The sequence below is a fragment of the Streptomyces sp. NPDC026673 genome (assembly GCF_040638135.1).
Lineage (GTDB): Bacteria > Actinomycetota > Actinomycetes > Streptomycetales > Streptomycetaceae > Actinacidiphila.
Genome location: NZ_JBEZXR010000028.1, coordinates 70,472 through 84,323, shown reverse-complemented (window position 1 = coordinate 84,323; position 13,852 = coordinate 70,472). Strand labels below are relative to the sequence as shown.

The following is a 13,852-nucleotide window of genomic DNA, read 5'->3' as shown; positions in this document are numbered from 1 at the left end:
TGGAAGGACCGCCATCATGGCGAAGCTCAGCCAGGACGACCTGCTCGCCCAGTTCGAGGAGATGACCCTCATCGAGCTCTCCGAGTTCGTGAAGGCCTTCGAGGACAAGTTCGACGTCACCGCCGCCGCCCCGGTCGCGGCCGTTGCCGCCGGTGTCCCCGGTGCCCCCGCCGAGGCCGTCGAGGAGAAGGACGAGTTCGACGTCATCCTCACCGGCGCCGGCGACAAGAAGATCCAGGTCATCAAGGTCGTGCGCGAGCTGACCTCCCTGGGTCTGAAGGAGGCCAAGGACCTCGTCGACGGCACCCCGAAGCCGGTCCTCGAGAAGGTCAACAAGGAGGCCGCCGAGAAGGCCGCCGAGTCCCTCAAGGCCGCGGGCGCGGCTGTCGAGGTCAAGTGATCCCTGCCCCTTTCGGGGGGCTGATCAGCCGCTGGGCGGCCACCCTTTCGGGTGGCCGCCCTCGGTCGTTTGCGTGGTGCGTCACCCGGTCCGGCGACGGACCCGGGTAGGGTGATCATCACCGTTCCGGGATCGTCCTCTTCCATGAGCTGTGACGATCTCCGCGGGGCGGGGGCCTTGACGAACCGCACGCAGCGCGCGATTCTCAGGACGCGTCGTCACATCGGCCATGGACCGAGGCATGGATCGAAGGCGATGCGGGAATGCCTAGCGTGGCAAGCGTGAAAGAGGGCATGACGGCTCACAACAAGGGGATCCGACCGACCCCTCCGGAGGAAGAGATTGGTGCAGCACCGGTCTCCGAAACTCTGCACTGGACATCAGTGTGCCAAGTGGCTACACTGACCCTTTGCGCTGCCTGTTAGCTGTCGCCTGGCCCGTCACCAGGGGCAAGCCCAAGCCTGAGCACACATGAGGAATCGTCCTGACCAGGACATCCTTGTCTGCGCCCGGGGGCGGAACCGGTACGCGCGTAGTGAGTCCGAGCCCTCGGAAGGACCCCCTCTTGGCCGCCTCGCGCAACGCCTCGACTGCCAATTCGAACAACGGCGCAAGCACCGCCCCGCTGCGCATCTCTTTCGCGAAGATCAAGGAGCCCCTCGAGGTCCCGAACCTCCTCGCGCTGCAGACCGAGAGCTTTGACTGGCTTCTCGGCAATGCCGCGTGGAAGGCTCGTGTCGAGGCGGCCCTGGACAGTGGTCAGGACGTCCCCACCAAGTCCGGTCTGGAGGAGATCTTCGAGGAGATCTCCCCGATCGAGGACTTCTCCGGGTCGATGTCGCTGACCTTCCGCGATCACCGTTTCGAGCCTCCGAAGAACTCGATCGACGAGTGCAAGGAGCGCGACTTCACGTACGCCGCCCCGCTCTTCGTCACGGCCGAGTTCACCAACAACGAGACCGGCGAGATCAAGTCGCAGACGGTCTTCATGGGCGACTTCCCGCTCATGACCAACAAGGGCACCTTCGTCATCAACGGCACCGAGCGTGTCGTGGTGTCCCAGCTGGTGCGCTCGCCGGGTGTCTACTTCGACAGCCAGATCGACAAGACGTCCGACAAGGACATCTACTCCGCCAAGGTCATCCCGTCGCGTGGTGCCTGGCTGGAGATGGAGATCGACAAGCGCGACATGGTCGGTGTCCGCATCGACCGCAAGCGCAAGCAGTCCGTGACCGTCCTCCTGAAGGCGCTCGGCTGGACCACCGAGCAGATCCTCGAGGAGTTCGGCGAGTACGAGTCCATGCGCGCCACCCTGGAGAAGGACCACACCCAGGGCCAGGACGACGCGCTGCTGGACATCTACCGCAAGCTGCGTCCGGGCGAGCCGCCGACCCGTGAGGCCGCGCAGACGCTGCTCGAGAACCTCTACTTCAACCCCAAGCGCTACGACCTGGCGAAGGTCGGCCGCTACAAGATCAACAAGAAGCTGGGTGCCGACGCGCCGCTGGACGCCGGTGTGCTGACCGTCGAGGACGTCATCTCGGCGATCAAGTACCTGGTCAAGCTGCACGCGGGCGAGACCGAGACCACCGGCGACAACGGTTCCTCCGTGGTCGTCGAGGTCGACGACATCGACCACTTCGGCAACCGTCGTCTGCGCAACGTCGGCGAGCTCATCCAGAACCAGGTCCGCACGGGTCTGGCCCGTATGGAGCGCGTCGTCCGCGAGCGGATGACCACCCAGGACGTCGAGGCGATCACGCCGCAGACCCTGATCAACATCCGGCCGGTCGTCGCCTCCATCAAGGAGTTCTTCGGCACCAGCCAGCTGTCCCAGTTCATGGACCAGACGAACCCGCTGTCGGGCCTGACCCACAAGCGCCGTCTGTCCGCGCTGGGCCCCGGTGGTCTGTCCCGTGAGCGGGCCGGCTTCGAGGTCCGTGACGTGCACCCGTCCCACTACGGACGCATGTGCCCGATCGAGACCCCCGAAGGCCCGAACATCGGTCTGATCGGCTCGCTGGCCTCCTACGGCCGGGTCAACGCGTTCGGCTTCGTGGAGACCCCGTACCGCAAGGTCGACGAGAACGGTGTCGTCACCGACGAGGTCAACTTCCTCACGGCCGACGAGGAGGACCGCTTCGTCATCGCCCAGGCGAACGCCCCGCTGACCGACGACAACCACTTCGCGGAGTCGCGCGTCCTCGTGCGTCGCCGCGGCGGTGAGATCGACTACGTCCCGGGCGAGGACGTGGACTACATGGACGTCTCGCCGCGCCAGATGGTGTCGGTGGCGACCGCCATGATCCCGTTCCTCGAGCACGACGACGCCAACCGCGCGCTCATGGGATCGAACATGATGCGCCAGGCCGTGCCGCTGCTCAAGGCGCAGGCCCCGCTGGTCGGCACCGGCATGGAGTACCGCTGCGCGGTCGACGCCGGTGACGTCATCAAGGCCGACAAGGACGGTGTGGTCCAGGAGGTCTCCGCGGACTACGTCACCGTCGCCAACGACGACGGCACGTACAACACCTACCGCGTCGCCAAGTTCTCCCGCTCGAACCAGGGCACGTCCTTCAACCAGAAGGTCGTCGTGGACGAGGGCGCCCGTGTGATCGCCGGCCAGGTGCTCGCCGACGGCCCGTCCACCGAGCGCGGCGAGATGGCGCTCGGCAAGAACCTGCTGGTCGCGTTCATGCCGTGGGAGGGTCACAACTACGAGGACGCGATCATCCTGTCGCAGCGCCTCGTGCAGGACGACGTCCTCTCCTCGATCCACATCGAGGAGCACGAGGTCGACGCCCGTGACACCAAGCTCGGCCCCGAGGAGATCACCCGGGACATCCCGAACGTCTCCGAGGAGGTCCTGGCCGACCTCGACGAGCGCGGCATCATCCGCATCGGTGCCGAGGTCGTCGCCGGCGACATCCTGGTCGGCAAGGTCACCCCGAAGGGCGAGACCGAGCTGACCCCGGAGGAGCGGCTGCTGCGTGCGATCTTCGGTGAGAAGGCCCGTGAGGTCCGTGACACCTCGCTGAAGGTGCCGCACGGCGAGACCGGCAAGGTCATCGGCGTCCGCGTCTTCGACCGCGAGGAGGGCGACGAGCTTCCCCCCGGTGTGAACCAGCTGGTGCGCGTCTACGTCGCGCAGAAGCGCAAGATCACCGACGGTGACAAGCTCGCCGGCCGCCACGGCAACAAGGGCGTCATCTCCAAGATCCTGCCGATCGAGGACATGCCGTTCCTGGAGGACGGCACCCCGGTCGACATCATCCTCAACCCGCTGGGTGTCCCGTCCCGAATGAACCCGGGACAGGTCCTGGAGATCCACCTCGGCTGGCTCGCCGCCCAGGGCTGGGACGTCTCCGGCCTCGGCGAGGAGTGGGCGCGTCGCCTCACGGCGATCGGCGCCGACCGCGTCGAGCCCGGCACCAACGTCGCCACCCCGGTGTTCGACGGTGCCCGCGAGGACGAGATCGCCGGCCTCTTCGAGGCGACGATCCCGAACCGCGACGGCCAGCGCATGGTGCTGCCCTCCGGCAAGGCCCGGCTGTTCGACGGCCGCTCCGGCGAGCCGTTCCCGGACCCGATCTCGGTCGGCTACATGTACATCCTCAAGCTGCACCACCTGGTGGACGACAAGCTGCACGCCCGCTCCACCGGTCCGTACTCGATGATCACCCAGCAGCCGCTGGGTGGTAAGGCGCAGTTCGGTGGTCAGCGCTTCGGTGAGATGGAGGTGTGGGCCCTTGAGGCCTACGGCGCGGCCTACGCGCTGCAGGAGCTCCTCACCATCAAGTCCGACGACGTCCTCGGCCGCGTGAAGGTCTACGAGGCCATCGTCAAGGGCGAGAACATCCCCGAGCCCGGCATTCCCGAGTCCTTCAAGGTGCTCATCAAGGAAATGCAGTCGCTCTGCCTCAACGTGGAGGTGCTGTCCTCGGACGGCATGTCCATCGAGATGCGCGACACGGACGAGGACGTCTTCCGCGCCGCGGAGGAGCTCGGTATCGACCTGTCCCGGCGCGAGCCGAGCAGCGTCGAAGAGGTCTGACGGGCCGGTAGGGGAGCCGCCTCCCGGCGGCTCCCCACCTCCCCCGGACCGTTCAGACATGTTTGACTTTCGACCCCGAAAGAGGGATTGACGACAAAGTGCTCGACGTCAACTTCTTCGACGAGCTGCGGATCGGCCTTGCGACCGCGGACGACATCCGGCAGTGGTCCCACGGCGAGGTCAAGAAGCCTGAGACCATCAACTACCGCACCCTGAAGCCCGAGAAGGACGGACTCTTCTGCGAGAAGATCTTCGGCCCCACCCGGGACTGGGAGTGCTACTGCGGCAAGTACAAGCGTGTCCGCTTCAAGGGCATCATCTGCGAGCGCTGCGGCGTCGAGGTCACTCGCGCCAAGGTGCGTCGTGAGCGGATGGGCCACATCGAGCTGGCCGCTCCCGTGACCCACATCTGGTACTTCAAGGGCGTTCCGTCGCGGCTGGGCTACCTGCTCGACCTCGCCCCGAAGGACCTGGAGAAGGTCATCTACTTCGCCGCCTACATGATCACGTGGGTGGACGACGAGCGCCGCACGCGCGACCTGCCCTCGCTGGAGGCCCAGGTCTCCGTCGAGCGCCAGCAGATCGAGCAGCGCCGCGACTCCGACATCGAGTCCCGGCAGAAGAAGCTCGAGGCCGACCTCGGCGAGCTGGAGGCCGAGGGCGCCAAGTCTGACGTGCGCCGCAAGGTGCGCGAGGGCGCCGAGCGTGAGATGAAGCAGCTGCGCGACCGCGCCCAGCGCGAGCTGGACCGGCTCGACGAGGTGTGGTCCCGCTTCAAGAACCTCAAGGTCCAGGACCTGGAGGGTGACGAGCTGCTCTACCGCGAGCTGCGGGAGCGCTTCGGCACCTACTTCCAGGGTTCGATGGGTGCCGCGGCGCTGCAGAAGCGCCTGGAGTCCTTCGACCTGGACGAGGAGGCCGCCAAGCTCCGCGAGATCATCCGTACCGGCAAGGGCCAGAAGAAGACCCGTGCGCTCAAGCGCCTCAAGGTCGTCTCCGCCTTCCTGCAGACCACCAACAAGCCGCAGGGCATGGTGCTGGACTGCGTCCCGGTGATCCCGCCGGACCTGCGTCCGATGGTGCAGCTGGACGGTGGCCGCTTCGCGACCTCCGACCTGAACGACCTGTACCGCCGCGTCATCAACCGCAACAACCGCCTCAAGCGCCTCCTCGACCTCGGTGCCCCCGAGATCATCGTGAACAACGAGAAGCGCATGCTTCAGGAGGCCGTCGACGCGCTCTTCGACAACGGCCGCCGCGGCCGCCCGGTCACGGGTCCCGGCAACCGTCCGCTGAAGTCGCTGTCCGACATGCTCAAGGGCAAGCAGGGCCGGTTCCGTCAGAACCTGCTCGGCAAGCGCGTCGACTACTCGGCCCGTTCGGTCATCGTCGTCGGCCCGCAGCTCAAGCTGCACCAGTGCGGTCTCCCCAAGGCCATGGCGCTGGAGCTCTTCAAGCCGTTCGTGATGAAGCGCCTGGTCGACCTGAACCACGCGCAGAACATCAAGTCGGCGAAGCGCATGGTCGAGCGCGGCCGCACGGTCGTGTACGACGTGCTGGAAGAGGTCATCGCCGAGCACCCGGTGCTGCTGAACCGTGCGCCGACCCTGCACCGCCTCGGCATCCAGGCCTTCGAGCCGCAGCTGGTCGAGGGCAAGGCCATCCAGATCCACCCGCTCGTCTGCACCGCGTTCAACGCGGACTTCGACGGCGACCAGATGGCCGTGCACCTGCCGCTGTCCGCGGAGGCGCAGGCCGAGGCCCGCATCCTGATGCTGTCCTCGAACAACATCCTCAAGCCCGCCGACGGCCGTCCGGTGACGATGCCGACGCAGGACATGGTCCTGGGTCTGTTCTTCCTCACCACGGACGCGGAGGAGCGCGAGATCAAGGGTGAGGGCCGCTCGTTCGGCTCCGTCGCCGAGGCGATCATGGCCTTCGACGCGCGTGAGCTGTCGCTGCAGTCCAGGATCGACATCCGCTTCCCGATCGGCACCGTCCCGCCGCGTGGCTGGACCCCGCCGGCGGACGTGGAGGGCGAGGAGCCCTGGCAGCTCGGCGACACCTTCCGGCTGAACACGACCCTGGGCCGTGCGCTCTTCAACGAGCTGCTGCCCGAGGACTACCCGTTCGTGGACTACCCGGTGGGCAAGAAGCAGCTCTCCGAGATCGTCAACGACCTCGCCGAGCGCTACCCGAAGGTCATCGTGGCGGCGACGCTCGACAACCTGAAGGCGTCCGGTTTCCACTGGGCGACGCGTTCCGGTGTCACCGTGGCCATCTCCGACGTCGTCGTGCCCGAGGCCAAGAAGGCCATCATCGCGGGCTACGAGGCACAGGACGAGAAGGTCCAGAAGCAGTACGAGCGCGGTCTGATCACCAAGGACGAGCGCACGCAGGAGCTCATCGCGATCTGGACCAAGGCGACCAACGAGGTCGCCGAGGCGATGAACGCGAACTTCCCGAAGACCAACCCGATCTTCATGATGGTCGACTCGGGTGCCCGCGGAAACATGATGCAGATGCGTCAGATCGCGGGTATGCGTGGCCTGGTGTCCAACGCGAAGAACGAGACCATCCCGCGGCCGATCAAGGCGTCGTTCCGCGAGGGTCTCACCGTGCTGGAGTACTTCATCTCCACCCACGGTGCCCGTAAGGGTCTCGCGGACACCGCTCTGCGTACCGCCGACTCCGGTTACCTGACGCGTCGTCTGGTCGACGTCTCCCAGGACGTCATCATCCGCGAGGAGGACTGCGGCACCGAGCGCGGTCTCAAGCTGGCGATCGCCGAGCGTTCCGAGGACGGTTCGCTGCGCAAGACGGACGACGTCGAGACCAGCGTGTACGCGCGCTGCCTCGCGGAGGACGTCGTGGTGGACGGCAAGGTGCTGGCCACCGCCGGCACCGACCTGGGCGACGTGCTGATCGAGCAGCTCATCCACAACGGCGTCGAGGAGGTCAAGACCCGCTCGGTCCTGACCTGCGAGTCCGCGGTGGGCACCTGCGCGATGTGCTACGGCCGTTCGCTCGCGACCGGCAAGCTGGTGGACATCGGTGAGGCGGTCGGCATCATCGCCGCCCAGTCCATCGGTGAGCCCGGCACCCAGCTGACGATGCGTACCTTCCACACCGGTGGTGTGGCCGGTGACGACATCACCCAGGGTCTGCCGCGTGTCGTCGAGCTCTTCGAGGCGCGTACCCCCAAGGGTGTCGCCCCGATCTCGGAGGCGGCCGGCCGCATCCGGATCGAGGAGACCGAGAAGACCAAGAAGATCGTCATCACCCCGGACGACGGTGCCGAGGAGATCGCCTACCCGATCTCCAAGCGTGCCCGCCTGCTGGTGGGCGAGGGCGACCACGTCGAGGTCGGCGAGAAGCTGACCGTGGGTGCCACCAACCCGCACGACGTGCTGCGCATCCTGGGTCAGCGGGCCGTCCAGGTCCACCTGGTCGGGGAAGTCCAGAAGGTCTACAACTCGCAGGGTGTGTCGATCCACGACAAGCACATCGAGATCATCATCCGGCAGATGCTCCGCCGGGTGACGATCATCGAGTCCGGCGACGCGGAGCTGCTGCCGGGCGAGCTGGTCGAGCGCGGCCGCTTCGAGACCGAGAACCGTCGGGTCGTGGCGGAGGGTGGCCACCCGGCCTCCGGCCGTCCGCAGCTGATGGGTATCACCAAGGCCTCGCTGGCCACCGAGTCCTGGCTGTCGGCCGCCTCCTTCCAGGAGACGACCCGAGTCCTCACCGACGCGGCGATCCACGCCAAGTCCGACTCGCTGCTGGGCCTCAAGGAGAACGTCATCATCGGCAAGCTCATCCCGGCCGGTACGGGTCTGTCCCGCTACCGCAACATCCGGGTCGAGCCGACCGAGGAGGCCAAGGCCGCGATGTACTCGGCCGTCGGCTACGACGACATCGACTACAGCCCGTTCGGCACCGGCTCCGGCCAGGCCGTCCCGCTGGAGGACTACGACTACGGCCCGTACAACGGCTGAGTCGTCCGCTTGAAGCCGCTGGGCGGCCATCCCTTCCGGGGTGGCCGCCCAGCGGCTTTCCGCTGTCCTGGACGGCTTCCAGGGCCTTCTCGGGCATGCGGGGGCCCACCGGTGCGGGGGCGAGACCGGTGCCCGGGCCGGCGTGAGGACGGCCCCGGCGGCGGGGCGGGTGACAGGGCGCCCGCGGAACGTGGTTTTCCGGGCATAATGGAGCGATGCGGGCTGCGAACGATGATCGCGAGCGTACGGTGGACGTGCTCAAGGCGGCGTTCGCCGAGGGCCGGTTGAACCAGCCGGAATTCGAGGATCGGGTGGGGCTGGCCTACCAGGCGGTGACGTACCAGGAGCTGTACGGCCTCACCGCGGACATTCCGCGCCCCCGCCGGCTGCCCACGCCGCCGCCGGCGGTCAACGCCAAGGCGGTCGCCTCGCTCGTCTGCGGCTCGGTGGGCATGTTCGGACTGCTGATCACCGGCATACCGGCCGTCGTGCTGGGGCACATGGCCCGCCGGGAGATCCGGCGCACCGGTGAACGGGGCGACGCGCTCGCCGTGTGCGGTCTGGTGATGGGCTACCTTCTGACAGCGTTCACGGTCGCGTTGACGGCGATCGTCGTTATGGTGGTAGTGGCGGTCAGTCGCGGCTGAGGGCGCCGGCGCGAACCCCTCGCGGGGGTCCGGCGGGAGGGTGCGGCATCGGCCGAGACCATATGTTTTGACCGAAGGCTGAGCGCTGGGTACGCTCTGACCTTGTGCCTGGGGTGTGCCCGGGTTCTCGTGCGTGCACTTGTCCGCGCGGAACACGAGGCCGAGACACCGACAAATACGCAGTTTTCGCTCGACGGAAATCGTATGAGGTGCGCGACACACCCGACCGCGTGGGTCGGCGTGAGCCGCTGAAACCCCAGGTTAGAAGTATCGAGTCGGCACACAGAAACCGGAGAAACGGTGCCTACGATCCAGCAGCTGGTCCGAAAGGGCCGGCAGGACAAGGTCGAGAAGAACAAGACGCCCGCACTGAAGGGTTCCCCTCAGCGCCGCGGCGTCTGCACGCGCGTCTACACGACCACCCCGAAGAAGCCGAACTCTGCCCTGCGTAAGGTCGCGCGTGTGCGTCTGACCAGCGGCATCGAGGTCACCGCTTACATCCCGGGTGAGGGCCACAACCTGCAGGAGCACTCGATCGTGCTCGTGCGTGGTGGCCGTGTGAAGGACCTGCCGGGTGTTCGCTACAAGATCATCCGCGGCTCGCTCGACACCCAGGGTGTCAAGAACCGCAAGCAGGCCCGCAGCCGCTACGGCGCCAAGAAGGAGAAGTAAGAATGCCTCGTAAGGGCCCCGCCCCGAAGCGCCCGGTCATCATCGACCCGGTCTACGGTTCTCCTCTGGTGACGTCGCTCGTCAACAAGATCCTGCTGCACGGCAAGCGCTCCACCGCCGAGCGCATCGTGTACGGCGCCCTCGAGGGCCTGCGCGAGAAGACCGGGCAGGACCCGGTCATCACGCTCAAGCGCGCCCTGGAGAACGTCAAGCCCTCCCTCGAGGTCAAGTCCCGCCGTGTCGGTGGTGCGACCTACCAGGTGCCGATCGAGGTCCGCCCCGGCCGCGCCAACACCCTGGCGCTGCGCTGGCTCGTGGGCTACTCCCGCGCCCGCCGCGAGAAGACCATGACCGAGCGTCTGATGAACGAGCTGATGGACGCCAGCAACGGTCTGGGCGCCGCGGTCAAGCGCCGCGAGGACACCCACAAGATGGCCGAGTCCAACAAGGCCTTCGCGCACTACCGCTGGTAGTCGCTACCCCATCGAGAACCGAGAGAAGACTGAAGCCTTATGGCTACCACTTCACTTGACCTGGCCAGGGTCCGCAACATCGGGATCATGGCCCACATCGACGCGGGCAAGACGACGACCACCGAGCGGATCCTGTTCTACACCGGTGTCTCGTACAAGATCGGTGAGGTCCACGACGGCGCTGCCACGATGGACTGGATGGAGCAGGAGCAGGAGCGCGGCATCACGATCACGTCCGCCGCGACCACCTGTCACTGGCCGCTGGAGAACGTCGACCACACCATCAACATCATCGACACCCCGGGCCACGTCGACTTCACCGTCGAGGTGGAGCGTTCGCTGCGCGTGCTCGACGGTGCCGTGACGGTGTTCGACGGTGTCGCCGGTGTCGAGCCGCAGTCCGAGACCGTCTGGCGTCAGGCGGACCGGTACGGCGTGCCGCGTATCTGCTTCGTCAACAAGCTCGACCGCACCGGCGCCGAGTTCCACCGCTGCGTCGACATGATCGTGGACCGCCTGGGTGCGGTTCCGCTGGTCATGCAGCTGCCGATCGGTGCCGAGGCCGACTTCAAGGGCGTGGTCGACCTCGTCCAGATGAAGGCCCTCGTGTGGTCCGCCGAGGCCACCAAGGGCGAGATGTACGACGTCGTCGACATCCCGGACACCCACACCGAGGCCGCCGACGAGTGGCGCGGCAAGCTGCTCGAGGCCGTCGCCGAGAACGACGAAGAGATGATGGAGCTGTACCTGGAGGGCACCGAGCCCAGCCAGGAGCAGCTGATGGCGGCCATCCGCCGCATCACCCTCGCCTCCAAGGGCGGCGCGGGCTCCGTCACCGTCACCCCGGTGTTCTGTGGCACCGCGTTCAAGAACAAGGGCGTCCAGCCCCTGCTCGACGCGGTCGTGCGCTACCTGCCGTCGCCGCTGGACGTCGAGGCCATCGAGGGCCACGCCGTCGGCGACGCCGAGCAGATCATCAAGCGCAAGCCCTCGGACGACGAGCCTTTCTCCGGTCTCGCGTTCAAGATCATGAGCGACCCGCACCTCGGCAAGCTCACCTTCGTCCGGGTGTACTCGGGCCGCCTGGAGTCCGGCAGTTCCGTGCTGAACTCCGTCAAGGGCAAGAAGGAGCGCATCGGCAAGATCTACCGCATGCACGCGAACAAGCGTGAGGAGATCGACTCGGTGGGCGCCGGCGACATCGTCGCCGTCATGGGCCTGAAGCAGACCACCACCGGTGAGACGCTGTCCGACGACAAGAACCCGGTGATCCTGGAGTCCATGGACTTCCCGGCTCCGGTCATCCAGGTCGCGATCGAGCCCAAGTCCAAGGGCGACCAGGAGAAGCTGGGTGTCGCCATCCAGCGTCTCTCGGAGGAGGACCCCTCCTTCCAGGTCCACTCGGACGAGGAGACCGGTCAGACGATCATCGGCGGCATGGGCGAACTGCACCTCGAGGTGCTGGTCGACCGCATGAAGCGCGAGTTCAAGGTCGAGGCGAACGTGGGCAAGCCCCAGGTCGCCTACCGCGAGACCATCCGCAAGGCGGTCGAGCGGATCGACTACACGCACAAGAAGCAGACCGGCGGTACCGGCCAGTTCGCGAAGGTGCAGATCGCGCTGGAGCCGCTGGAGGGCGGAGACGCCTCCTACGAGTTCGTCAACAAGGTCACCGGTGGCCGCATCCCCCGCGAGTACATCCCGTCGGTGGACGCCGGTGCCCAGGAGGCCATGAAGTTCGGCATCCTGGCCGGCTACGAGATGGTCGGCGTTCGCGTCACCCTTCTCGACGGTGGCTACCACGAGGTCGACTCCTCCGAGCTGGCGTTCAAGATCGCCGGTTCGCAGGCCTTCAAGGAGGGCGCCCGCAAGGCGAGCCCCGTCCTCCTCGAGCCGATGATGGCCGTCGAGGTCACCACGCCCGAGGAGTCCATGGGCGACGTCATCGGCGACCTCAACTCCCGCCGTGGCCAGATCCAGGCCATGGAGGAGCGCAGTGGTGCTCGGGTCGTCAAGGGCCTGGTACCGCTGTCGGAGATGTTCGGCTACGTCGGCGACCTCCGCAGCAAGACGTCGGGTCGCGCGAGCTACTCGATGCAGTTCGACTCCTACGCCGAGGTTCCCAAGAACGTCGCCGAGGAGATCATCGCGAAGGCCAAGGGCGAGTAACCCAGCAGTTGTTCCCGCACTAGGCTTGACCGGGAGGCTTGGGGGCATTCCGCCGCGAACCGCAAGGGGAGCGTCGGGTGCCCCGGCCGCCCGTAACCCAGCAAAGATCACCCTGGCGCCGATGAAGTAAGGCGTACAGCAACTCCACAGGAGGACCCCAGTGGCGAAGGCGAAGTTCGAGCGGACTAAGCCGCACGTCAACATCGGCACCATCGGTCACATCGACCACGGTAAGACCACTCTTACCGCTGCGATCACCAAGGTGCTGCACGACGCGTACCCGGACCTGAACCCCTTCACGCCGTTCGACCAGATCGACAAGGCGCCGGAGGAGCGGCAGCGCGGTATCACCATCTCCATCGCGCACGTCGAGTACCAGACGGACGCGCGTCACTACGCGCACGTCGACTGCCCCGGTCACGCGGACTACATCAAGAACATGATCACCGGTGCCGCGCAGATGGACGGCGCCATCCTCGTGGTCGCCGCCACCGACGGTCCGATGCCGCAGACCAAGGAGCACGTGCTCCTGGCCCGCCAGGTCGGCGTTCCCTACATCGTCGTCGCGCTGAACAAGGCCGACATGGTGGACGACGAGGAGATCCTGGAGCTCGTCGAGCTCGAGGTCCGTGAGCTGCTCTCCGAGTACGAGTTCCCGGGCGACGACCTGCCGGTCGTCCGCGTCTCCGCGCTGAAGGCGCTGGAGGGCGACAAGGAGTGGGGCGAGAAGCTCCTCGGTCTGATGAAGGCCGTGGACGAGGCCGTCCCCACCCCCGAGCGCGACGTCGACAAGCCGTTCCTGATGCCGATCGAGGACGTCTTCACGATCACCGGTCGTGGCACCGTCGTCACCGGTCGTATCGAGCGCGGCATCCTCAAGGTCAACGAGACCGTCGACATCATCGGCATCAAGACCGAGAAGACCACCACCACGGTCACCGGTATCGAGATGTTCCGCAAGCTGCTCGACGAGGGCCAGGCCGGTGAGAACGTCGGTCTGCTGCTCCGCGGCATCAAGCGCGAGGACGTCGAGCGCGGCCAGGTCATCATCAAGCCGGGTACGGTCACGCCGCACACCGACTTCGAGGCCCAGGCCTACATCCTGTCGAAGGACGAGGGTGGTCGTCACACCCCGTTCTTCAACAACTACCGCCCGCAGCTCTACTTCCGTACCACGGACGTGACCGGCGTCGTGACCCTCCCCGAGGGCACCGAGATGGTCATGCCGGGCGACAACACCGCCATGACGGTCGCGCTGATCCAGCCGATCGCCATGGAGGAGGGCCTGAAGTTCGCCATCCGCGAGGGTGGCCGGACCGTCGGCGCCGGCCAGGTCACCAAGATCCTGAAGTAAGGATCCCGGCGATCAGCCGCTTGCCGTAGGCGAGCTGCAGGAGGGCCCCGGGCCACCGTTCACGCGGTGGGCCGGGGCCCTCTTC

8 protein-coding genes are annotated in these 13,852 nt (G+C 66.7%); all 8 read left to right on the top strand.

The genetic code is table 11. The features are described from left to right. The first annotated feature begins 16 nt into the window (after nucleotides 1-16). The 8 genes from rplL (at nucleotide 17) to tuf (ending at nucleotide 13,767) form a co-directional block, all read left to right on the top strand. Nucleotides 17-400, top strand: a complete 384-nt coding sequence (gene rplL, locus AB0F62_RS20605) for a 50S ribosomal protein L7/L12 (protein ID WP_361800678.1) — start codon at nucleotides 17-19, stop codon at nucleotides 398-400. Nucleotides 401-965: 565 nt separating this feature from the next. Next, complete coding sequence (gene rpoB, locus AB0F62_RS20600) at nucleotides 966-4,454, top strand: DNA-directed RNA polymerase subunit beta (protein ID WP_361800675.1); 3,489 nt, start codon at nucleotides 966-968, stop codon at nucleotides 4,452-4,454. 98 nt (nucleotides 4,455-4,552) lie between these two features. Beyond that, on the top strand, nucleotides 4,553-8,452 hold the full coding sequence (locus tag AB0F62_RS20595; RefSeq protein WP_361800672.1) for a DNA-directed RNA polymerase subunit beta': 3,900 nt from the start codon (nucleotides 4,553-4,555) through the stop codon (nucleotides 8,450-8,452). A gap of 215 nt (nucleotides 8,453-8,667) precedes the next feature. Further along, entirely contained in the window at nucleotides 8,668-9,099 is a 432-nt protein-coding gene (locus AB0F62_RS20590; protein ID WP_361800669.1) for a DUF1707 and DUF4190 domain-containing protein, read from the top strand. 300 nt (nucleotides 9,100-9,399) lie between these two features. Beyond that, nucleotides 9,400-9,771 (top strand): 30S ribosomal protein S12, encoded by a 372-nt coding sequence (rpsL, locus tag AB0F62_RS20585; RefSeq protein ID WP_014144289.1) that lies wholly within the window; start codon nucleotides 9,400-9,402, stop codon nucleotides 9,769-9,771. Between the two features lie 2 nt (nucleotides 9,772-9,773). Beyond that, nucleotides 9,774-10,244: a 30S ribosomal protein S7 gene (rpsG, locus tag AB0F62_RS20580; RefSeq protein WP_018558864.1), complete on the top strand. Its 471-nt coding sequence runs from the start codon at nucleotides 9,774-9,776 to the stop codon at nucleotides 10,242-10,244. A gap of 39 nt (nucleotides 10,245-10,283) precedes the next feature. Then, nucleotides 10,284-12,413, top strand: a complete 2,130-nt coding sequence (gene fusA, locus AB0F62_RS20575) for an elongation factor G (RefSeq protein WP_361800665.1) — start codon at nucleotides 10,284-10,286, stop codon at nucleotides 12,411-12,413. Nucleotides 12,414-12,573: 160 nt separating this feature from the next. Continuing rightward, nucleotides 12,574-13,767 carry an elongation factor Tu gene (gene tuf / locus AB0F62_RS20570; RefSeq protein WP_361800662.1) on the top strand — a complete coding sequence of 398 codons (1,194 nt, stop codon included), beginning with the start codon at nucleotides 12,574-12,576 and terminating at the stop codon, nucleotides 13,765-13,767. The last annotated feature ends 85 nt before the right edge of the window (nucleotides 13,768-13,852 follow it).